Genomic DNA, 21,262 nt, shown 5'->3' on the forward strand with positions numbered 1-21,262 from the left:
GCCGTGGCCGAGCCTGGGGGGCTCGGCCACGGCGCGCATGGTCCGCTGCATTTCCGGCCGGAGCCGGCGCATCATCGTGTTCTTAGACGGTAACCGCACTTCCCGTTCCCGGGGAGCCGGGCCGGACGGAATCGCCGGGAAGGTTCGCGTCGCGCACCTCCTGGTACTGGGGCAGGTCGGTGTACAGCTCATCGCGCAGCGGGTGGCGGTGCCGCTTGGCAATGGTGAACACCTGGTAGACCGCGACGGCGATGTTGGCTGCCAGCGAGATGGCCGACACCACGAACAGGGCGGTCGGGTTGTGCGAGGAATCAACGGCGAACGGAGACGTGCTCACGAACGTCGGAACCGCCATAGTGAACATCATCCACAGCGCCAGCGTGTGGGCGCGGTGCTGCAGCCAGGCGCCCTTCTTCAGGAAGAACGCGGGGATGGTGCAGGAGATGAGCAGCGCCGCACCGGCGTAGAACGCGTGGTCACCGACGCAGTTGTACACGTAGGCGAAGTTCCACAGGTCGTAGGCGATGATCCAGAACCACATCATGTCCGGCCAGATCATGTCCTTTGACTTATCGCTCGAGACGAAAATGCCCATCCAGCCGCAGATGGTGAGCAGGTTCAGGATGCCGGCCACGGCGTTCATGTAGTTCCACGGACCGCCGACCATGAACACGCCGTCGTGCATCCCCTGCAGGCCGGCCACCTCAAAGTCACGGATAACAGCCTCGGCGATGTTGATCGCCAGGATCAGCGGAGGAAACAGCAGCATCCAGCGGTTCTTCGCCAAACGGGGAACGTAGCGGATCAGCATGAAGCCCAGGCACCCAAGGAGTGCCGAGTACACCTTCACCCAGTGGAACCAGGTACCGGTGGACGATCCGTCTCCTGCCGTCGTCGGCCACACGAACAGGGTCAAAAGGATCGGCAGCGCCACGAAGAATGCCAGCCCGGCCCACTTCCAGCGCCGTGTCACCTCATTGAGCGCAATGAGGCCAACCAGGACGACGCCGAACATCGCCCAGGAATACCAGGGAATCGATTCGAACAAGAACATTGGGGGACCTCTCCTTAGCAGCCCGGTGTAGTAGTTCCTTCGGTTTTAAAGGTAGAAACGCCCGCCCCGCGGATCATTAGACAGTTGAGGCGATGTGTCCAGCCGGACACGGTGTTACCTTCAGGCATGACCGGTGCGGTCCCCCCGAAGAAGCGCTCGACGGATACCAGAGCGGCTCTTGCAGGCGCGCTCAAAGCCCGGCTGCGCTCGCAGCCGCTGGATAAGGTCACAGTCACCGAACTGGTGCGGGACTGCGGGCTGACGCGGCAGGCGTTCTACTATCATTTCCCCGACGTGCGGCACCTCGCCGTCTGGGTATTCGAGACAGAAGTGGCCCGCCGGGTCCGGGCCTTCGCGGCCGAAGAGGGATGGGCCGACGGCCTGGTGCGGTTGATGCTGTACATGCGGGAGAACCGATCAACGACCCTTGGGGTCATCAACGGGGTGGGTCAGCCGGGGGTTGAGCGTTTCCTGTTCCGGCAGATGCGGCCCGTCACCGAGGCCGTCATGGACGAGAGCGGCGGACCGCGGCGCGCGCAGGACCGGGTGCTGGTGGTCGACTTTTACACGTCGGCCGTGCTTGCAGTGGTGCTCCGGTGGGTTGCCGATGGCATGGCCGAACACCCCTACCGCGTGGTCGGCGATCTCGAAATCATGCTGCACGGAGCCGTGCAGGAGTCCGTCCGCCGCCTCGACGCGCGTGCTGCGCCGCAGGGAACGAAGCGCCCGCAGTAAGCGGGGGAGTTTCCGGGCCGGGAGCCTGCTGACGCACAAAACCGGCCCGGCGACCTGTTTGGTATCCATTTGTGTCCTAAAGCGGCGCAGGCAAAAAGCAATGTTCGCTATTCTCATTGAGGAACAACGCACAAATTCAAGCGCCGGGCCGAAGCCGGTGATTTCCATGGGGGTGGAATCACCGGCTCCGGGCCGGCACCTGTTTTTAACGGTGGCCTAGCCTTCAGCCACGCCCCACCACGGTTCCTTCGCGGCGTCGTACGTTCCGTCATTCTCCGCGAGGTTCAGCCACTGGTTGACGTACTCCTGGAACACTGTGTCCCCCAGCGGCAGCAGGTAGGCCTTCTGGGAGAAATTGAACGGATTGTCCGGATCCACGGCGCACAGTTCGGGGTACTCGTTGGCGACCCACTTCACCTCCGCGGCATCCGTGGTCATCACGTCCGCCCGGCCGGCGACAATCTCGTCGAAGATCGTGTTGTTGTCCTCGAAACGGATGATCTCGCCGTCGGGGTAATTCGTGTCCGCGAAGATTTCATTCGTGCCGCCGATCGGGGTGATGGAACGGACGTCCGGGGAGTTGATTTCCTCCACCGTGTCGTAGAGCTCTTCCTTGCCGCACAGGGTGATCGGCGTCTTGCCGTCGTCCAGGACGGGGTTGGTGTAGAAGGCCTGCTGGGCACGCGCCAGCGAGATTGAAACCCCGCCCACGCCGATGTCGCAGCCGGCCAGGAAATCGGGCATCAGGTCTTTCCAGCTGGTCTGCACAAACTCGACGTCGACGTCCAGCCGGGAGGCGAGGTCCTGCGCCATGGCAATGTCGATCCCGCTCCATTCACCGGTTTCCGGGTCCAGATAGGTGAAGGGGCGGTAGTCACCGGTGGTGCAGACCTTCAGGGAGCCGCGCTCGGTGATTGCCTCGAGCCGGGAACCGGGGCCGGTGTCCTCAGCCGCTGCGGGAGACTCCTCTGCCGAGGCGGTGCATCCTGTGGCCAGGAGGGCGGCGGCGGCAAAGACGGGCAGCAGGCGGTACTTCATGTAGTGCTCCTTTTCTGGTGGGGGCGGAGGGTAGCGATATCTCCGTCCAACCAGACCTAGCAGGAGCCGCGCTGGGGCGTCTGCCCTAGTCAGAGACCTGTAAGGGGTGTGATGCCGTTTTGTTACCGACCGGCGGCGCTAGTGTTTCAGGGCCAGGGACGTCCCGAAGCCCAGCAGTGCGACGCCGGTGATCCGATCGGTGATCTTCACTGACCGGGGAGCCTGAAGTGCCTTTCGGGCCAGGTGCGCTGCGGAAATGATCAGTCCGAACCAGATAACACTGAGCAGCACGTGGACGCCGGCAAGCGCCAGGCCCATGAGCAGGGGAGAGACGTCCGCGGGCATAAACTGCGGGATCATGGCAATGTAGCTGACGCCCACCTTCGGGTTCAGCAGGTTGGTGCCCAGGCCCTTGGCCCACGATGCAGCCAGACGCTCGCCGGGCGCTGCCGGGGATGGAACGCCGTCGACCGGCACCGGGGCATGCCGCCGGCGGAAGGACTTCCAGAGCAGCGAGAAGCCGAGCCAAAGCATGTAGGCTGCCCCGGCCAGTTTCAGCGCTGTATAGGCAGCTTCGGATGCGGTGAGCAGGGCGGAGATGCCCACGGCGGCGGCCGCACCCCAAAGGAAGGATCCGGTATTGATGCCCATGCCGGTGGCCACCGCGTGTTTGGGGCCCTGGCTGATGGCCGAGCGAAGCACCATGGCCGAATCCAGGCCCGGCATGATGGTTAGCAGAACGGCTACGGCGGTGAAGCCCAGCAGGGCCTGTTCGACAGTCACCCGCCTATCGTAACTGCGGACCGCGAGGCAGGGTCCACCATGACGGCTCCCGCGCCGTGGGAAACTGAGGGAGTGCAGCCCAGCGATACCGTCCAGCCCATCCTGCTCCGCGTGGACAAGGAAGACCCCGCAGCCCACCTCGACGCCGTAGCGGCAGCAGCGCTGGCCTGCGTGCTGGCCTATGCCCGGCGGGACAGCGATGAACCCTGGCAGGACTGGGTGCACGGGCGGTTCACCAAGACGGTGCGGAGGGCCGGCCCCAAGCCCTTCGCCAAGCTCAGTGCCGGCGCGCTCTCCGGGACCGTGGTGATCGGCAAGGCCGAGGCAGCGGCCTTCGAGCCGCAGACTTACGAAGACATGCCGCGGGCGCTGCGCTCGCTGCAGGTCTCTGGAACCCAGCTCCCGGCAGGCGAGCCCGTGCCGGCCAGCCCGGCGAACCCGCTGATTGTGCTCAACCAGGATCTGGCCATGTCCACCGGAAAGGCCGCGGCCCAGGCAGCCCATGCCCTGCTGGCCTGGTATTTGGCCCTCACCCCGGAAGAAGCGAAGGCGTTCACAGCCCGGCCCGGTGCTGCGGTGACGGAAGTCCGGGCGGGACTTTTCCGGGAACTCAGTTCGTCTGCCGGTGCCGGCCCGCTCATTGTTGACGCAGGTTTGACTGAGATCGACCCGGGCTCAGCCACGGCGTTCGTGGCCCCGGCAGCGGCCCTGCAGCCCTAGCGGGAAAGGTCCTGCTCGGCTGCCGGGAGCAGATGCTCCTCGTCCTGGAGGACGTCCACGGGACGCTTGCCGGAAAGCAGCGGATTCGGTCGGCAGAACCACTGGAGAAGTTCCTCGTCCCGCCAGCCGCTTCGGCGTCCCAGTGCGGTGATGTCCTTCACGACTGGAATCACCCGCCGTCGGGTTTCATCGAACTGGAACCCCGGATAGCGGATGCCCGCCTTGTCCGCCACCGCCAGCACCCGTGCCTTGCCGGTCAGGAGCCGGGCGCGCAGGTTTTCCGGTCCGCCGAAGTCAAGCCACCCGGCCAGTTCGCTGATCGAGTAAAGACCGAATTCCCGCCGAACCTGGTCCCACGGATCCGCGGCCGCCCTGTCCTTGGGCATCTTCTTCCCGCGGGGGCCGGCCGCTGGCTGTTCCGTCATGGGTGCCAACGTACTCTTTCCGCGGCCCCACTGGGAGGGACGTCAAGTTTTGCAGGGGACAAAGCGCCGGATTAGCTTGCCATTCGAAGCGCTCCAAGCCGGCGGGCATCGCGGGCACGGGCATCCAGGTCTGCGGCGGCCTGCGCCGGCAGGTCGATGATTCCGCGCAGCGACCGCCGCAGGCTTCGGTAGGCGCCCTCCACCTCGGTGGGGGACGCGCCGCCGTCGAGCAGGAGATTGAGGGCGGCACGGGCTGTCGCCAGCTTGCCGCGTTCAGCCTCCGTGAGCTTGGACTGCCCGCAGCGGCGGGCATAGTTCTCTGCGGTGCGCAGCGCAATTTCAAAACGGTCGACGGCGAGGTGCAGGTGCACCGGATCGGTTCCCCGCTCTGCCTCCCGAATGCCCTGCATCGCCACGATGACCTCGCGGATTACCGGATCGCTGTAATCCGTCATGACCGGATACTCGATAAGCAGGGAAACATCCGTTTCATAGCGGGACCATGCCACCAGTGCCGCGTCCCGGCGGCTGTTTGCGGACTCCCACGACGACGCTGCGGCGGCGGCGCGGGACAGCCGGTTACGGCGTGCCCTGAGCAGCTTCGCCGTCTTGCCCGCTCCCAGGCCCAGCCCGGTGAGGGCGGCAACGCCCAGCGGGGGAATCACGAACGCCAGGACGAAGGTGTAGGCGGGAGGCACCGCTCCCCAGATCGCCCAGGACGCGAAGGACAAAAGAGCGTAGACGCCCAGTACCACCAGTCCGGAAACGAGGGCGAAAAGAGCCAGTGCAGCCGCAGCAATCTTGCGGGCTATCCTCTTCAGCATGCCGACAGGATAGCCGGTGAAGCTGGAATCCGGCAGGGAATCCGGGTGGGGGGACTGCACCATACGGGTGCACCTCCGCGGTCCGGGCGCGGCACGCTCGAACTTGTGCAAAAAATGCGGATATCTTTCGCCGATGCCGGGCATCGGTTTCCTATGGTCACTGCATGGGGACTTACAACGCAGTTACGCAAACGAAGCCAACAACTGATGTGCTGACTCCGGCCTCCGGAGCGGCGGCCGTCCGCCGATGGGTCCAGGCCAGCCGTGCCAGGGCCGTACCGGCACCGCCGTCGCTGGGACCGGACCAGGTCTACGTCACGCGACGGGGTACTGTCTTTCACTCTTCCTGGTGCCAGGTGGTCCAGCGGACCTGGGAATTCAACCGTCCCGCCCTGCTGGTCTGCAGGCAGGATGACACGGGACAGCGCCGTCTTTGCCGCTCCTGTCTGGAGGAATCCAGGCACCCCTGAAGTCCGCCGGGCTCAGGGAAAGGAACTGCTAGCGTGCGCCCCGGAGCCGTTCAAGCTCCCGCCGGTCCTTCTTGGTGGGACGGCCGGTGCCGCGGTCCCGCTGGGGAATGCCCAGCGCCGGCGCAGCAGGGCGTTCGGGCGTGTGGTCGGTGAAGAAGTGCGACGCGGCCTCGGCGCCCACCCGCTTGGCGATCAGCCCGCGCACCTCCAGGATGCGTTCGAATCCAGGCTGCCGGACACGGATAGTGTCACCGGGCTGGACCGGTGCCGCCGCTTTCGCCGCGTTGCCGTTGAGCTTCACATGACCGGCCCGGCAGGCGGCTGTTGCCGCGGAACGGGTCTTGTAGGCGCGGATAGCCCAGAGCCAGGCGTCGACGCGCACAGGCCTGGAGCTGCTGTTCGGAATGCTCATGGTGATTCCCGAGTCTAGTCTGCCGGACCGCTCCGCCGGCCTTTGAAGCCAAGCAGCCTGCGGGCGTCTGCCTCCGCCTCCAGCTGCTCCGGTGACGGGAGCGTTCCCCGCAGGACGGCGTCGTGCAGCGGGACGTCCCGCGAAGCCAGCAGCCGCCTCAGTTCAGCCGGGGTGAACGGGTCAGGGAACCCCCGGTGGGACACCGCGTGGCAGGTTGGGCACAGCGGCACGAGATCTGTCACGGGATCCAGCTCGTATCCGTCAGAGAGCAGGCTGGGCGGAACAATGTGATGGACCTGCAGCACACCTGCGCCGTCCGGGCCGAAGACCGCCTCCGGATCGAAACCGCACGCCGAGCAGGCCGGGCCGTGGTGCGCAAGGCATACGCGCCGCGCTCCGGGATCGTGTTCCCAGCGGCTGGTGAGCGACCAGCGCACCGCCGGCTGCGGCAGCGACCCCGGGAGCAGCCCGCCGGATGGTTCAGGCGAGGCGTTCCGGGACCATGCCCGGCGCAGTTCCCCGCTCAGGGCCTGGTCCAGGACAGCGGCAGCGCCGGCCTCGGGACACAGCCCTGCGATTTCCGGCGGCAAATCCTCCAGGAGGACCAATTCGTCCAGGGGCAGCAGCACGTCAATATCTATGTCCACCAGCCGAACCCAGCCGTCCGCAGTTTCAGGATCCGCTACGCCGTAGGGAGCAGAAACCACGACTCCGTGCCCGGCCAGCCCGGGCCGCTCGCCGGGAACAACAAACCAGGCATCCGAGCCCGGTTCCGGGCCGTCCTCCGCCGACGCGACGTCCCAGACTGCCCGGAAAAAACCGGCGTCTGCCGCGATAGCCGCGGCGGCCTGGTAATCAGGCTGCCACGCTTCAGGCCAAACCGGGTCCCAGGCAAGAAAGACCGAGGTCATGCGCAGTTCCGGATGCAGGCCCTCAACGCGGCTCGTAGGTGAGGCAGTCAGCCAGCTCGGCGCCGGGGCCGACACGCACGTCATGCGCGTCGCACATCAGATGGTTGTTGTGGCGGCATTCATCACGCTGGCAGGCTCCGACCGTGGCGAGGACCTTGGGCAGGCCGCCTGTTGCGGAGGTGTCGATGAAGGTGGCGCAGCTGGCGTGGTCCTGGGAACCTCCGACGGTGATGGCGTAGGCGGTACAGCCGTCGTGGTTGAAGTCGCAGCTATGGACCGAACAGTCGGATACGGGTGCTACATGGTCAGTCATGGTTCCTCCCGTGCTTGTTGCTGGTTGCATGTTGCCGGAGTGGATCGTGCCCGAGTTCCGAACGTACCACCGGAGCCGGCGAATAATTAGCACGAATTTCTTGGCCGTAATTCGCCGGGCCGGAGGGTAGGGGCTACTGCTGCAGGATGGAGACAGCCACCAGGACGGCGGCGACGGTGAGCAGCAGCCGGAGCAGGAAGGAAGCTTCCGGGTAGATCCTGCGCAGCGGTTCCGGGACTTTCCGCCGGGGCGCGGGCCAGGACCTGGCATCGCAGCGGATGACCGTTGCGGTGAACACGATGGCACCGCCGACGCCGCAGATGGTGGTGAGCACGCCCACCAGGGTGCTGTCCCCGCTTAGCCCGCCGGATGCCAGGACTCCCACGGCGAGCCCGAGGGCGCTGCCGCGCCCCACAAAGTCCAGGTAGCGCCCCATGGCAGGCAGGAACGCGGAGAGAAAACGCCGGGCGGCGGAAGTGCGGAGCAGCGAAGCCGCCGTCTGCGCATGAAGCCGGGCGGTACTGCGCAGTTCACTCCAGCTCTCGGCGGAGGCTACCGCCGGTGCCAGCCGGGCCATCGCGTCAGCCAGCATTGACTCTTGTTCAGGGACAAGGTGCGGGCGGCGGAGCAGGCCTGCCAGAGCGACGGCGCTTTGCCGCCGCTGGCCGGGGGAGGGCCTGGAGTGCCTGCGCTGTTCCTGTTTCCCGGCCCAGCTGCGTTCGTCGGCGGAGGGCATCATGAGGCGCGGATCGGTCAGGGTGCGGATCATGCGCCTGCCGAAGGCGGAGGCCGAACGGTCCGGCTGCTCCGCCGGCTGGCGCAGTTCGGCTGCCCGCCGTGCCACGAGCTCCAGATAGTGGTCCGTCAGGGCCGGCAGAACGGTATTGTCCCAGCACGCCCGGGCGACGATAAAGACTCCAAAAACCGCCGAGACCAGGGCCGTTGCCTGGCTGACCGTCCAAAAATCCAGGCCCGCCCATAACTGCTGCACTCTGTCCCTTGCCTGCTCTTTTCAACGTACCGGCAGCTGCGCGTGCCGTCGCTGAAATCTTGCCACAGGAGGGCATTTGGAGGCGCTGAAACGACTCGGTATAACCGGTGTATGACCTCCGACCACCTTGAAACCATCTCCTCAGCGGTGCGGCAGGCCGCCGAAGCGGAGGGTCTGACGCTCGACGGCGCACAGCTGGCAGTGCTTCCGCTGCTGGCCCGCGCGGGCGCTGCGGCGGTGTCTGCAGAGGCGGAAGCCGGTAGTTCGGTGTATCTGTGGGGACCTCCCGGCCGTGGAAAAACCTGGCTGCTGGATGCTTTCTACGGGGCGGTGCCCGTGCCGGAAAAGCGCAGGCTGCACTTCCACGATTTCTTCCGGGAACTGCACGCCCGGACCTTTGAAGGGTACGGACGGAAGGGCTACGCGCAGCAGTCTGCCTTCACTGCGGGGCTGGACGCCCTCCTGGGGGACGCCCGGCTGCTCTGTTTTGACGAATTCCACGTCAACGGGCCGGCCGAAGCCGCGTTTGTGACCCGGCTGCTCCGGCAGGTGACTGAACGCGGAACCGTGCTGGTGGCGACGTCGAACTACGCCCCGCATGAGCTGCTCCCGGATCCGATGTTCCACCACCTCTTTGAGCCGGGGATCGAACTGATCACCACCCGCCTGCAGGTGGCAGCCCTGGACGGTGAGCTGGACTACCGCACGGCCCGTCCCCGCGGGCGAACCGGATTTGCTGCCGGCCACCATCTCCGGGCGCCGGATGCAGCGGCCCTGGGCGCAGCTGGACTTCGGGTGCCGGTTCCGGCGGAAACAGCGGTGCTGAAGCCGGGAACGCTGGCGCTGACGGCGGCGCGTGCTGCCGGCGGACAGCTTTGGTTCACCTTTGCGGAGCTGTGCGGCACCCGGTCAGCGGCGTCGGATTATCTGGCCCTGGCCGGCGAATACAGGCACTGGGTGGTGTCCGGTGTTCCGGACACCACCCATGAGGATCCAAATGCCTGGCAGCGGTTCGGCAATCTGGTAGATGTGCTTTACGACGCCGGCTGCCGCCTGGACGTGCTCGGCTTCAGTGACTACGCCGGCAGGTTTCCGGGGACCGCCCACGAAGTCGACCTGGCCCGCATCAGCAGCCGGTTCGGGATGCTGGGCGTTCCGGCCGCGGCCTAGCGCACTCAGGCATCCACGGGCTGCCCCTCGCGGTCCGGTGTCCTCCGGGTGCGGCGGTGGCGCAGGTGCTGGATGCCGGAGACAGCCAGGGCGACGGCCAGCACCAGGTAGAGGGTGATGGTGATGGGGCTGCCCACCAGGATGCCAAGGTCGCCTTCGGATACCGCCAGCGCCCGGCGGAGTTCGGTTTCCGCCATCGGGCCCAGGATCACCGCGATCAGTACCGGTGCCAGCGGGATGTTGAAGCGGCGCATCATGAACCCAAGGAGCCCGATGGCGATCAGCAGCCAGAGGTCCAGGACCGAGGAACTGACCGCATACACACCCAGCATGGAGAAGACGGTGATCCCGGCATACAGATAGTGCCGCGGAATGTTCAGCAGCCTGGCCCACACCGTGGCGAAGGGCAGGTTGATGATCAGCAGGATCACCAGGCCTATGAACAGCGACGCGAGCAGCGCCCATACGAGTTCACCGCTGCGCTCAAAGAGCAGCGGGCCGGGCTGCATGCCGTACTGCTGGAATGCTGCGAGCATGATGGCCGCTGTCGCGGAGGTGGGCAGGCCCAGGGCCAGCAGCGCCCCCATGGCGGTTCCGGCCGTTGCGTTGGAGGCAGCTTCCGGGGCAGCGAGGCCCTTGATGGAGCCGGTGGTGCCGAACTCAGGGTCCTTGCGGCGGGAAGCGAGTTTCTTCTCCGTGCCGTAGGCAAGGAAGGTGGGCACTTCGGCTCCGCCCGCGGGGATCAGGCCGAAGGGAGCACCGAAGGCAGTGCCGCGCAGCCAGGCCGGCATGGCACGGCGGACGTCGCGCAGATTGATGCGGGCCCGGCCCCGGGTCTTGATCTGCGTGGCTGCCGGGTCCCGGTGGATGCGGGAAGCGATATGGAACACTTCGCCCAGCGCCAGCAGCCCGACCGTGATCACGATGATCGAGATGCCGTCGAACAGCTGGGGCATGCCCAGCGTGAAGCGTGCGGTGCCGCTGGGGCCGTCAATGCCCACGAGCGCCAGGGCCAGACCGACGCCCAGGGCTGCAAGACCGCGGACCACGGACTCGGACACAACGGCGGAGATGGCGAGGAAGGCAAACACGGCCAGCGCGAAGTACTCCGCCGGCCCAAACACGGTAGCGAGTTTCACCAGGGTGGGGGCGAAGAAGACCACCAGCGTGGTGGCGATAAGCCCGCCAATGAACGCGCCGATGGCTGCGGTGGCCAGGGCCTTGGCGGCATTGCCGTTCTTGGCCATCCGGTGGCCCTCGAAGGTGGAGGCGATCGCGGAGGAGTTGCCTGGGGTGTTGAGCAGGATCCCGGCGGTTGAATCACCGAAGAGCCCGCCGAAGTAGATGCCGGCGAACATGATGAACGCCGCTGTGGGATCCAGGGAGAAGGTAACCGGGAGGAGCAGGGCCACCGCCATGGCGGAGCCCAGGCCGGGCAGGACGCCGACGGCGGTGCCCAGCACGGCGCCGATCAGGACCCACAGCAGGTTCATGGGTGTGAGTGCGGCTCCGAAGCCGTCGAAGAGCAGGGATAGCTGATCCATCTAGAGAAGTCCTCCCAGGAAACCGGAGGGCAGGTTCAGGCCCAGGCCGGCGTTAAAGGCGAGCTGGATTGCCGAGGCAAAGAGCAGGGACACCCCGGCGTCGAAGACGGGGCGCCGGCTGCCCAGCGCGTAGCAGATGATCCAGAAGAGAAAGGCTGCGCTGAGGATCCAGCCCAGAAGGTTGAGCACGGCGGTGAAAACGACTACGCCCAGGAGCACCAGCCCCACGGTCCGCCAGTCGGAATACGTCCGCCAGGTGCCGGCGGGTCCGGCGGGGGACTTCTGTGCGGGCAGGCCGGCCAGGTCCCGGAGCATGTCGTCGGAGAAGTTTCCGTGGTCGGGGTGCTTCCGGGTGTCCGGGACACTCGGGCTGCGCAGCACTGAAACCGTCAGGGCTGTGGCCACTCCGTAGAGCAGGATGCAGACCAGTATCGGAAAGAACCGCGGGCCGGGCGCTGCCGTGCCCTGCACGTTCATGGTGAGGGTTCCTGCGGTCAGGAATACGGCCAGGGCATACAGCACGACGGCGACGAGCAGTTCGCTGCGTCCGCGCAGGAGGCCGGCGGCTGCGGCAGCCTGAGTGCTCTGGTCTTGCCCGGCATCGGGCCTGCTGCCTGTGATGCTTATAGTCCCAGGTCCTTTACGATCTCGCGTGCGGTGGCCACTTCGCCGGCGACGAACTCTTCGAGTTCTTCTCCGGTGGCAAAGCTGTCCGTCCAGCTGTTGCGTGCCAGGGTGTCTTTCCAGTCATCGGTTTCGCGCATCTCGGTGATGATTGCGGTGAATTCGTCGCGGGCGGCGTCGGAGATGCCCGGGGCGGCAACGACGCCGCGCCAGTTGGACATCGCCACGTCCACGCCCTGTTCCTTGAAGGTCGGCACGTCCACCCCGTCAAGGCGCTCTTCGGAGGAGATGGCCAGTGCCCGGAGCGAGCCGGCTTCAATCTGGTCGGCCACTTCGTTGTAGCCGGACATCCCCGCCGCCGTTGTGTGTGAGAGCAGCGAGGTCAGCGCCTCCCCGCCGCCGGAGTAAGCCACGTAGTTCACCAGTTTGGGGTCCAGGCCCACTTCTTTCGCGAGCAGGCCGCTCAGCAGGTGGTCAATCGAGCCCAGCGAGCCGCCGCCGATGGAGGTTCCGCCCGGGTTCTGGATCCACGCCGCCAGGAAATCGTCGAGCGTCTGGAACTCTGAGTCGGCGGGAACCACCAGCGCTGCATAGTCATCTGCCAGCTTGGCGATGGGAACCACATCGTCCATGGATTCAGGGTTATCCGCCAGTTCGATGGCGCCGATCATCACACCGCCGGTGACCAGCAGGGCGTCTTCCCGGCCCGGCGTCTGGACGAACCGGCTCAGGCCGATGGTTCCGCCGGCGCCTGGAACGTTGACCACCTGCGGGTTGTTCACGATTCCGTTTCCCCGCAGCGCCTGCTGGGATTCACGGGCGAATCCGTCCCAGCCGCCGCCGGGGGCCGCGGGTGCGATCAGGGTGAGTTTGCTGCGGGCTGTTGCTGTTCCGCCGGAGGAAGCGGCGTTGATGAAGGCAAGGACTGTAACCAGCACCGTAACCAGGGCGAAGGCGCCGGAGCGCAGGGTTAGCTTCATGGTTCCTGTTCCAAAGAGCGTCGTGGTGGTCGTTTGGAGCGCTTTGCGGCGCTGTTTGTACACAATGAAGTACTTGTATATACCGTGATCCACGTCACTGCAACATCGCTCAGGCCACTAGCCATATGGGCAATCGCCTGTTATGTCGTGCGGTTCCGATTGGGAAACCAAAGGAATGTTCCGCAATGTATTTTTATGGGCTACGTTGTATACAGTCATACGCAGCGACGATGAGAGAGAGTGTTCAGTCATGCCACAGGAGAATCAGCCGGACGCCGACGTCCTGGTGATCGGCGGCGGAAACGCCGGCTTCACCGCAGCGCATGCAGCGGCAGAACGAGGGAGGAAAGTGGTCCTGCTCGAGAAGGGGACCCCGGAGCTTTCCGGCGGCAACAGCTTCTACACGGCGGGCGCCACCCGTATTGTCCACGGCGGACTCGAGGACCTGCGCGGGTTCATCGAGGACGATGACCGGCACCCGGTTACCGAGGTTCCGCCGTACACCGCCGAGGACTACGCCTCGGACCTGGCCAAGGTCACCGAGGGGCGAAATGATCCCGGGCTCACCGAAGTCCTCATCGCCGAAAGCCAGTCCACCCTGCGCTGGCTGGCCGGGCTGGGACTGAAGTACCGGCTGATGTACGAACGGCAGGCGTACGAGCGGCCGGACGGCAGCTACCTGTTCTGGGGCGGGCTGCATGTCGGGAACGTAGGCGGCGGCGAGGGCATGATGGCGGATCATGCGCGGGTGGCAGCGGGTCTGGGCGTGGACGTGCGCTACGGGCATGCGGCCACCGGACTGCTCGTCGAGGACGGTGCGGTCACCGGGGTCCGGGTTAGGACAGCGGAGGGCGAACGCACCTTCTCTGCACAGTCCGTGATTCTCACCGCCGGCGGATTCGAGTCCGATCCGGCCAAGCGGCGCGAGTTCCTCGGCGAAGGCTGGGAGAACGCCAAGGTGCGCGGCACCCCCTGCAACACCGGGGACATGATCATGGCGGCACTGGAGATCGGTGCTGCCCGCGGCGGTGACTGGAACACGTGCCACAGCGTCCAGTGGGACGCTTTCACCGCGCTGAACGAATCCAACCGGGAGCTGACCAACCGCCTGACGCGCCAGAGCTACCCCCTGGGAATCATCGTGAACCGCGACGGCGAACGCTTCCTCGACGAGGGCGCGGACTTCCGCAACTACACCTACGCCAAGTACGGGCGTGAGATCCTGCGGCAGCCCGGGTCCATCGCATACCAGATCTTCGACCAGAACCTGCGTCCCATGCTCCGGACCGAAGAGTACGACATGCCCGGAGTCTCGGTCGAAACAGCGGATACCATCGCCGAACTCGCAGCGAAAATCGGCATTGATCCGGAGAGCCTGGAGAAAACCGTCACCGGCTTCAACAGTTCCATCGACCGGTCCGTCCCGCTGGATCCCAACGTCCTGGACGGCCGGGCAGCCAGGACCCAGCCGCCCAAGAGCAACTGGGCCAGTCCCCTTGAGACCGGCCCGTTCTACGCCTTTGGCGTCACCTGCGGCATCACCTTCACCTTCGGAGGCGTGCGGGGAGACACCCACGGGCGGGTCCTGGACGAAAACGGGACCCCGATCCCCGGTCTTTTCGCGGCAGGGGAGATGTTGGGCGGCCTGTTCAGCACCAACTACCCCGGCGGTTCGGGCCTGGCAGCAGGTTGTGTCTTCGGCCGGCGGGCAGGGCAGCTCGCGTAAAGTTGCCGGTAGACCTTCCCTAACTGCTCTCGTGCAAGGAACATCCACTGTGGCCCAACCGGCATCTACCCGCAAGGACGGAGAGTCGATCTTCCTGACCTTGAGGTCGGAGATCCTCTCCGGGCTGCACCCTCCCGGAACGGCCATGCGCGAGGTAACTCTGGCGGAGCGGTTTGGCGTCTCCCGGACTCCGGTTCGGGAGGCGCTCTCCCGCCTGCAGCAGGAGCGGCTCCTGGAACGCGTTGCCCGCGGCCTGCAGGTTCCCCAGGTTGATCCGCAGCAGGTCATCCAGGTCTATGACATGCGGATCCTGCTGGAAGAAGAAGCCGCAGGGCAGGCGGCAAGAGCCCGCCGCTTCACCGACCAGATGCGGCTCGAAGCCCTGCTCGAAAGGGACCGCGGCCTGCAGTCTCCTGATGACCAGACGCGTATCAGGACCAACCTCGAGTTCCACTCCGCCGTGTGGGCCTGCGCCCACAATCCGGTGCTGCAGGATCTGCTGGAACGGCTGTCCACCCACCTGGTCCACGCCCCGCATTCCACGCTGTCCGTGGGCCAGCGCTGGGAAGACGCCCTGGAAGAGCACGCCGCCCTGGCAGCCGCGATCGACCGGGAGGATTCCGACGCAGCGCGGGCCATCGCCCGGAAACATATGGAGACGGCGCGCAGCCTGCGGCTGAAGCTGCTGCGCGAGGGAGCCCTGCAGGAGCAGCTTCGTTCTTACCGGAGCTGACCGCAGCCGGACTGCCGGTCAGCTTAGCGAGTCCAGTTTGGCCTCAGCTTTTTCCACCGCGCGCCGGGCTGCCCTGGCCTCACGGCGTGCCTTGTCCCGGGAACGTTCCAGCGCTCCGCGCCGGCGGTCAAGGTCACTGACTTCGCGCTCCAGGTCCCGGATCCGTTCCCGGAGGTCATCGATCTCTTCGGTCAGTCCGTCCCGGAAGGATGTCTGGCTTTCAACCTCCGACTGGACCTCGGCCAGCCTGTGCTCGGCTTGCTCCGCTGCTTCCCTGGCACCGGCCAGCGCCTTCTCGGCTTCCTTCCGGGCCTTCGTCCGGGCAGCCTGCTGCTGCCGGGTGGTCCCTTTCGCGGGGGATGTCCCGGCTTTCCCGGCTCTTCCTCCTGCTGCCCCGGGCCTGGCCCCGGCGGAGACCAGAGGGACGGCTGAATCCGGATCTGCCACCGCGCCGTCGAGGTCCACGGGTTCCCAGCCGTTCGCCTCCAGGCCGCGCACCAGCCGGCCGGAAGCCAGGGCCGCTGCTGCGTCCGGGTCCGTCATTGCGGCCCAGAGCGTCTGCTCCACCTCGGCTGCCACTGCGGCGCTTACCGGGTTGCCGAGCCGTTCGGCCAGTTCGCGGGCGTCCCTTGCCAGGCTCCGGAGCATACGGTGGCGGTCGGAGTTCAGCCTGCGCAGTTCATCCCGGTCAAGATCGGCCTGGGCTTCCCGGAGGGACGCGCCCAGCGAGAGGACACTGGCTATTGAGGGACCTTCCTCGCGGATGAGCATGTTGGTCAGCCAGGCGGCAGCCGACGGCTTGGGCAGCGACTTGAGCCGTTTGCCAAGTTCGGGGTGCCCGTCACGGGTGGCCGCGGCGGCCTCGGCATTGCGGGACGCCGTGAACTCGCCGGGAAGCAGCCCGTACAGCCGGGTGACCGCCTCTGCGGGATCCTCGGCTTCCGAACGCTGGGAAGGGGTCATCCCGGATAAGGTCCAAACCGGCCAATGGCCACGAAGACATTCACCGCCAGCAGGATCGCCGGAAGGGCTATGCGCTGGCGTTCCCTGCGCCGCGCATGCACGGCAACGGCACCGGCCATCATGAGTGCCAGAGCGCAGGCAGCGACGGGGGTCAGGATGGGTGCGACGTCGGTGGCGGCGGGGAGCAGCAGGCCCAGGGCCCCGAGGATCTCGGCCACGCCGATGAGCTTGACGCCCCAGGCGGGAAAGTCAGCCGGCCAGCGCAGTACCCGTACCAGCTTGGAGTAGGGCTGAACCAGACGCATGACTCCGAGGCCGAAGTACAGCAGGGCCAGCACAATCTCCGCTACCCACAAAAACACCAGCATGGATGTTCCTCAATCCCCCGTTCCCTGCCGGCAGGCCCGGCTCTGTCATCCTATCCAGCCGTTTCGCCAAGGCACAGCTACGGAGCGGTCCGGCCCTGGAATCCGGGCGGCACTGCGGTGCTGGAGCGGACAACGAACTCCGTGGGATAGAACCCCGTAAGCAGCTCACCGCCCACCGGCTGGTTGCGCAGCAGGGACAGGACGGCGCCGACGGCGGCGGCTCCCTGGCCGGCTGGATCCTGGCTGATGGTGGTGAGGCCAAAAACCGCAGAGAGCTCATGGCCGTCAATGCCGATGACGGAGAGGTCCTCCGGCACCCGCAGCCCCAGTTCGCGGGCGGCCAGGATGGTGCCGACCGCTATCTCATCCGCGGCGCAGAAGATCCCGGTGACTCCGGCAGCGGGGTCGGCGAGCAGGGCCTTGGCCGCGGCGAACCCTCCGGCCACGCTGAACACGGAGCTGCGCAGCCACTGGGGCTCGACGGCGAGCCCGGCTTCAGCCATGGCGGAGCGGTAGCCGTCCTGCCGGGTGCTGCCCATCCGGAAATCGCGTTCAAGCTCCTCACCGCCGCCAATGTGGGCGATCCGCGTGTGGCCCAGCGAGATCAGGTGCCGGGTGGCCAGGGCAGAAATGCTGAACTCGTCCACCCGCACGGTGGGGGTGTCCGGCAGCGGGCCGCCGATGGCCACAATCGGCTTGCCGACCTCGCGCAGCTGTTCCAGTTCCTCTTCGGTGAGGCGCAGCGCGACGGTGATCACGGCGTCGAGCCTTTTGCGCTGCAGCATTTCCTTGAGGACACTCTCCCGGTGGCCCGGACCGTCGGAGGTGTTGTACAGCGTCAGGTCATAGCCCGCCTCGATCAGCGCAGATGCTGCGCCCTCGAGGACCTGGGAAAAATACCAGCGGCCCACGGTGGGAATCACGATTCCGATGTTCCGGCTCCGGCCGGAGGCCAGCGAGGACGCGTTGTAGGAGATCACGAAGCCGAGCTCCCCGGCCGCGGCCTGGACCTTCTCCCGCGTCTTCTCCGAAACCCTGCCGTTGCCGCTCAGCGCCCGGGAGACGGTCGCGGCCGAGACTCCTGCCCGGGCGGCGACTTCCCGAATACCTGCCCCGCGGGCGCTGCGTTCCACTGGCTTAGGTTAGCCGAATCCAGACGGCAGCGTCCGGTGCCAGCACGCCGTTGGCGCCGGCTTCCGGAATGCTGCGCACCAGGACCTCGCCCGCGGGCAGTTCCACCGGCTCGCTGCCCATGTTCATCACCGCGAGGAGGTTCCCGTTGACAAGGGAGACAACGCCCTTGTCATCGTGCTCGGGCCACCAGGCGAGGGAGCCGTGGCCCAGGTTCAGTTCTCGCCGCAGGGCCAGTGCATGCCGGTAGACGTGCAGGGTCGAGTCCGGGTCCTGTTCCTGGAGGTCCCGGGAGAGTTCGCGCCACTGATCGGGCTGGGGCAGCCAGCTCTTTCCGGTGCTGCTGAATCCGTACGACGGCGCATCCGCCGTCCAGGGCAGCGGCACCCGGCAGCCGTCCCGGCCCAGGCGCTCGCCGCCGGTGCGGTGGAAGGTTGGGTCCTGCCGGTGGCCGTGTTCGAGCATGGTGTGGTCCGGAAGTCCGAGTTCCTCACCTTGGTAGAGGTAGACACCGCCGGGAAGCGCGAGCATCAGCAGTGTCGCGGCGCGGGCGCGGCGCAGCCCCAGCTCATGGTCAGGCTGGAAATCCTCCGGGCCGAGGCCGTCGCCGGGACGGGTGTGGCCTGGAGCCTGCCCGAAGCGGGAGACGTGGCGGACGACGTCGTGGTTGGAGAGGACCCAGGTGGTGGGGGCGCCGACTTTGTCGAAGGCGGTGAGGCTGGTTTCGATGATGCGGCGCAGCTCGCCCGCGTTCCACGGGTGGTGGAGGTAGGCGAAGTTGAAGGTCTGGTGCATTTCGTCGGAGCGGACCCAGTCGGTGAGCCGGTCCAGGGGGTCGATGGTTGCTTCGGCGCAGAGCACGCGGTCGCCGTCGTATTCGTCGAGGATCTTGCGCCAGGAGCGGTAGATGTCGTGGATGCCGGCCTGGCCGAACATTGGTGCCTGGTCGCCGGGGAAGCCTTCGGAGGAGGCACCGTCGGCGCGGCCGCCCCAGTCGGGGAGCCCGTTTTTCTTGATCAGTGCGTGGGCCACGTCGACGCGGAAGCCGCCGACGCCGCGGTCGAGCCAGAAGCGCAGGATGCGTTCGAATTCATCGTGGATGGCGGGGTTGTCCCAGTTGAAGTCGGGCTGGGTGGAGTCGAAGAGGTGCAGGTACCACTGGCCGGGGGTGCCGTCGGGGTTTTGGACCCGGGTCCAGGCGGGGCCGCCGAAGTGGGACTGCCAGTTATTGGGCGGGTTTTCGCCGTTGTCGCCGGTGCCGTCGCGGAAGATGAACATGTCCCGGGCGGGGGAGTTTTCCGGGGCGGCGAGGGCGGCCTGGAAGAGGGGGTGCTGGTCGGAGCAGTGGTTGGGGACGAGGTCGACGATGACGCGGATGCCGTGGTTTTTGGCGGCGGCGACGAGGTCATCGAAGTCGTTCAGGGTGCCGAAGAGGGGGTCGACGTCGCAGTAGTCGGCGACGTCGTAGCCGGCGTCTTTCTGCGGGGAGACGTAGAAGGGGGAGAGCCAGATCGCGTCGATGTCCAGGCTCGCCAGGGCGGGGATTTCGGCGGTGATGCCGGGCAGGTCGCCGATGCCGTCGCCGCGCAGGTCGCGGAAGGAACGGGGGTAGATCTGGTAGATCACCGAGGAGCGCCACCACTGCCGCTCACGCCCGGAGGAGGCTGCATGGACCGGAACCAGGCCGGCGCCGGGGAGCTGGACGGAGGGGACTGCGATAGTGCTGAGCATGCCTTGCATCCTAAGGGACCCTCCCATGCCGAATGCAAACGCTTCCACAAAATGACCAATCGTGTCTTATGTCCCGAAATACGTGCCTTGGCCTGCTCTGATACCGCCTCCAGTGTTTGGCGAAGCCAGGATTCAGGCGTATTTGGTTTGTGACTGGACGCACACTGCGCACACGCTTACACTTGCGTCCATGCCATGGTCCGGGTTCCGGGCAGGCACCAAATACATCCCCGGCACTCCGGGGCCTGAAAACAGAAGAGGTACACCAATGAAGGTGCGCACAACGGGTGCGGCGGGCTTTGGCCGCCGTACCCTTACTCTCGGTGCCGTGTCGGTCACCGCTGCCCTCGTCCTGACCGCCTGCGGCGGCGGGTCCGACACCGGGGAAGGGGCCGAATCCAGCGATCTCGCGTCCGCCGGTGCAACCACGCTGACCATGTGGGTGGACGCCGAGCGTTCCCCCGCCCTGACCGAGGTCACCGAGAAGTTCAAGGAAGACACCGGCATCGAGGTCAAGCTGGTTACCAAGGACTTCCAGCAGGTATCGGACGACTTCATCACCCAGGTCCCCACCGGCAAGGGCCCGGACCTGATCGTCGGTCCGCATGACTGGCTGGGCAAGTTCGTCCAGAACGGCGTCGTCGCCCCGATCGAACTCGGTGACAAGGCCAGCCAGTTCCAGGACAGTGCCATCGCTGCCATGACCTACGAGGGCAACACTTACGGGGTCCCGTACTCGATCGAGAACATCGGCCTGCTGCGGAACACGGACATCGTTTCCGAACCGGCAGCCACCATGGACGAAGTCATCGCCAACGGCAAGGCCGCCGTGGCCGAGGGCAAGGCAGAGTTCCCGTTCCTGGTGCAGATGGATCCCAAGCAGGGCGACCCGTACCACCTGTACCCGCTGCAGACCTCGATGGGCGTTCCGGTGTTCGGCACTGATGAGTCCGGCAGCTACGATCCGGCGAAGCTTGAACTGGGCAACCCCGGCGGCGTCGAATTCGCCGAGAAGCTCGTGGCCTGGGGAGATACCGGCGAACGCATCTTCAACTCCAGCATCACGCCGGACATCGCCAAGGAGAAGTTCAACGCCGGCGCGTCCCCGTACCTGCTGACCGGCCCCTGGAACGTTCCCGACGCCGTCGACGCCGGCATCAACCTGGCCGTCGATCCGCTGCCCACCGCCGGTGACCAGCCCGCCCAGCCGTTCGTCGGCGTCAACGGCTTCTTCATCAGCGCCAAGAGCCAGAACGCCCTTGCCGCCAACGAGTTCGCCCTGAACTACCTCACCACCGAAGCCGTCCAGGACTCCATGTTCGACGCCGGTGGACGGCCGCCGGCCCTGACCGCCTCCTTCGAGAAGGCAGCAGAAGACCCGATCGTTGCCGCCTTCGGCGAGATCGGCGCCAACGGCGTCCCGATGCCCGCCATTCCCGAAATGGAAGCCGTCTGGGCTGACTGGGGAGGCACACAGCTGTCCCTGATCAAGGGAGAAGCGGACCCGGCCACAGCCTGGCCCACCATGGTCTCCAACATCGAGTCCAAGATCAGCAAGTAGCGGCACCCACCAAGCCCGCAGGCGCTTCAGTGGCCCGAACGGAAATGAAACTCCG

22 protein-coding genes are annotated in these 21,262 nt (G+C 66.4%); 6 read left to right on the plus strand and 16 right to left on the minus strand.

Annotation, left to right across the window (positions count from 1 at the left end; translation table 11 throughout):
* Positions 1 to 82 precede the first annotated feature (82 nt).
* A complete protein-coding gene (locus NGB94_RS04990) occupies positions 83 to 1,054 on the minus strand; it encodes a DUF5692 family protein (RefSeq protein ID WP_325789481.1) in 972 nt (323 codons plus the stop codon).
* Positions 1,055 to 1,180: 126 nt separating this feature from the next.
* Between NGB94_RS04990 and NGB94_RS04995 the strand changes: the two genes are divergently transcribed.
* Complete coding sequence (locus NGB94_RS04995; protein ID WP_325789483.1) at positions 1,181 to 1,789, plus strand: TetR-like C-terminal domain-containing protein; 609 nt, start codon at positions 1,181 to 1,183, stop codon at positions 1,787 to 1,789.
* Positions 1,790 to 2,005: 216 nt separating this feature from the next.
* Here NGB94_RS04995 and NGB94_RS05000 read toward each other — a convergent pair whose 3' ends face one another.
* Both NGB94_RS05000 and NGB94_RS05005 read right to left on the minus strand, forming a co-directional pair.
* Positions 2,006 to 2,827 (minus strand): transporter substrate-binding domain-containing protein, encoded by an 822-nt coding sequence (locus tag NGB94_RS05000; RefSeq protein WP_325789484.1) that lies wholly within the window; start codon positions 2,825 to 2,827, stop codon positions 2,006 to 2,008.
* Positions 2,828 to 2,965: 138 nt separating this feature from the next.
* Complete coding sequence (locus NGB94_RS05005; RefSeq protein ID WP_325789485.1) at positions 2,966 to 3,610, minus strand: LysE family translocator; 645 nt, start codon at positions 3,608 to 3,610, stop codon at positions 2,966 to 2,968.
* A 72-nt stretch (positions 3,611 to 3,682) separates the two neighbouring features.
* Between NGB94_RS05005 and NGB94_RS05010 the strand changes: the two genes are divergently transcribed.
* The gene (locus NGB94_RS05010; RefSeq protein WP_325789487.1) at positions 3,683 to 4,330 is read left to right on the plus strand and encodes a peptidyl-tRNA hydrolase; all 648 of its coding nucleotides are present in this window, start codon (positions 3,683 to 3,685) and stop codon (positions 4,328 to 4,330) included.
* On the opposite strand, the gene NGB94_RS05015 is transcribed toward NGB94_RS05010, so the two are convergent.
* The 6 genes from NGB94_RS05015 to NGB94_RS05040 form a co-directional block, all read right to left on the minus strand.
* Positions 4,327 to 4,755 (minus strand): hypothetical protein, encoded by a 429-nt coding sequence (locus NGB94_RS05015; protein WP_325789489.1) that lies wholly within the window; start codon positions 4,753 to 4,755, stop codon positions 4,327 to 4,329. The two genes, NGB94_RS05010 and NGB94_RS05015, sit on opposite strands and share 4 nt — an antisense overlap.
* A gap of 71 nt (positions 4,756 to 4,826) precedes the next feature.
* Complete coding sequence (locus tag NGB94_RS05020) at positions 4,827 to 5,579, minus strand: hypothetical protein (RefSeq protein ID WP_325789491.1); 753 nt, start codon at positions 5,577 to 5,579, stop codon at positions 4,827 to 4,829.
* A 498-nt stretch (positions 5,580 to 6,077) separates the two neighbouring features.
* Positions 6,078 to 6,461 (minus strand): RNA-binding S4 domain-containing protein, encoded by a 384-nt coding sequence (locus NGB94_RS05025; protein WP_325789492.1) that lies wholly within the window; start codon positions 6,459 to 6,461, stop codon positions 6,078 to 6,080.
* Between the two features lie 14 nt (positions 6,462 to 6,475).
* On the minus strand, positions 6,476 to 7,372 hold the full coding sequence (locus tag NGB94_RS05030; protein ID WP_325789494.1) for a restriction endonuclease: 897 nt from the start codon (positions 7,370 to 7,372) through the stop codon (positions 6,476 to 6,478).
* A gap of 22 nt (positions 7,373 to 7,394) precedes the next feature.
* Positions 7,395 to 7,685, minus strand: coding sequence for a DUF1540 domain-containing protein (locus NGB94_RS05035; protein ID WP_325789496.1), 291 nt, complete (start codon positions 7,683 to 7,685; stop codon positions 7,395 to 7,397).
* Positions 7,686 to 7,818: 133 nt separating this feature from the next.
* Positions 7,819 to 8,676 carry a hypothetical protein gene (locus tag NGB94_RS05040; protein WP_325789497.1) on the minus strand — a complete coding sequence of 286 codons (858 nt, stop codon included), beginning with the start codon at positions 8,674 to 8,676 and terminating at the stop codon, positions 7,819 to 7,821.
* 111 nt (positions 8,677 to 8,787) lie between these two features.
* On the opposite strand from NGB94_RS05040, the gene zapE reads away from it, so the two are divergent.
* Complete coding sequence (gene zapE / locus NGB94_RS05045; protein ID WP_325789499.1) at positions 8,788 to 9,846, plus strand: cell division protein ZapE; 1,059 nt, start codon at positions 8,788 to 8,790, stop codon at positions 9,844 to 9,846.
* Positions 9,847 to 9,851: 5 nt separating this feature from the next.
* Here zapE and NGB94_RS05050 read toward each other — a convergent pair whose 3' ends face one another.
* The 3 genes from NGB94_RS05050 to NGB94_RS05060 all read right to left on the minus strand — a co-directional run bounded on the left by NGB94_RS05050 (position 9,852) and on the right by NGB94_RS05060 (position 13,087).
* Positions 9,852 to 11,390, minus strand: coding sequence for a tripartite tricarboxylate transporter permease (locus NGB94_RS05050; RefSeq protein WP_325789501.1), 1,539 nt, complete (start codon positions 11,388 to 11,390; stop codon positions 9,852 to 9,854).
* Entirely contained in the window at positions 11,391 to 11,912 is a 522-nt protein-coding gene (locus tag NGB94_RS05055) for a tripartite tricarboxylate transporter TctB family protein (RefSeq protein WP_325789503.1), read from the minus strand.
* A 101-nt stretch (positions 11,913 to 12,013) separates the two neighbouring features.
* Positions 12,014 to 13,087 carry a tripartite tricarboxylate transporter substrate binding protein gene (locus NGB94_RS05060; protein WP_325789505.1) on the minus strand — a complete coding sequence of 358 codons (1,074 nt, stop codon included), beginning with the start codon at positions 13,085 to 13,087 and terminating at the stop codon, positions 12,014 to 12,016.
* Between the two features lie 157 nt (positions 13,088 to 13,244).
* Here NGB94_RS05060 and tcuA point away from each other — a divergent pair, with 157 nt between their 5' ends.
* A complete protein-coding gene (gene tcuA / locus NGB94_RS05065; protein ID WP_325789506.1) occupies positions 13,245 to 14,720 on the plus strand; it encodes an FAD-dependent tricarballylate dehydrogenase TcuA in 1,476 nt (491 codons plus the stop codon).
* Between the two features lie 49 nt (positions 14,721 to 14,769).
* Positions 14,770 to 15,453 (plus strand): GntR family transcriptional regulator, encoded by a 684-nt coding sequence (locus NGB94_RS05070; protein ID WP_325789508.1) that lies wholly within the window; start codon positions 14,770 to 14,772, stop codon positions 15,451 to 15,453.
* Between the two features lie 18 nt (positions 15,454 to 15,471).
* Here the strand turns inward: NGB94_RS05070 and NGB94_RS05075 are convergent, their stop codons facing one another.
* The 4 genes from NGB94_RS05075 to NGB94_RS05090 form a co-directional block, all read right to left on the minus strand.
* Positions 15,472 to 16,416, minus strand: a complete 945-nt coding sequence (locus NGB94_RS05075) for a hypothetical protein (protein ID WP_325789510.1) — start codon at positions 16,414 to 16,416, stop codon at positions 15,472 to 15,474.
* Positions 16,413 to 16,784 carry a DoxX family protein gene (locus tag NGB94_RS05080; RefSeq protein ID WP_325789512.1) on the minus strand — a complete coding sequence of 124 codons (372 nt, stop codon included), beginning with the start codon at positions 16,782 to 16,784 and terminating at the stop codon, positions 16,413 to 16,415. Before NGB94_RS05080 ends, NGB94_RS05075 begins: the two co-directional genes overlap by 4 nt.
* Before the next feature lie 77 nt (positions 16,785 to 16,861).
* Positions 16,862 to 17,917: a LacI family DNA-binding transcriptional regulator gene (locus NGB94_RS05085; RefSeq protein WP_325789513.1), complete on the minus strand. Its 1,056-nt coding sequence runs from the start codon at positions 17,915 to 17,917 to the stop codon at positions 16,862 to 16,864.
* Between the two features lie 4 nt (positions 17,918 to 17,921).
* Positions 17,922 to 19,646: a glycoside hydrolase family 13 protein gene (locus NGB94_RS05090; protein WP_325789514.1), complete on the minus strand. Its 1,725-nt coding sequence runs from the start codon at positions 19,644 to 19,646 to the stop codon at positions 17,922 to 17,924.
* 268 nt (positions 19,647 to 19,914) lie between these two features.
* Between NGB94_RS05090 and NGB94_RS05095 the strand changes: the two genes are divergently transcribed.
* Positions 19,915 to 21,207: a maltose ABC transporter substrate-binding protein gene (locus NGB94_RS05095; protein WP_325789515.1), complete on the plus strand. Its 1,293-nt coding sequence runs from the start codon at positions 19,915 to 19,917 to the stop codon at positions 21,205 to 21,207.
* Positions 21,208 to 21,262: the final 55 nt, after the last annotated feature.

Source organism: Arthrobacter koreensis, from assembly GCF_035792275.1.
In the GTDB taxonomy this organism is placed as follows: domain Bacteria; phylum Actinomycetota; class Actinomycetes; order Actinomycetales; family Micrococcaceae; genus Arthrobacter_B; species Arthrobacter_B koreensis_A.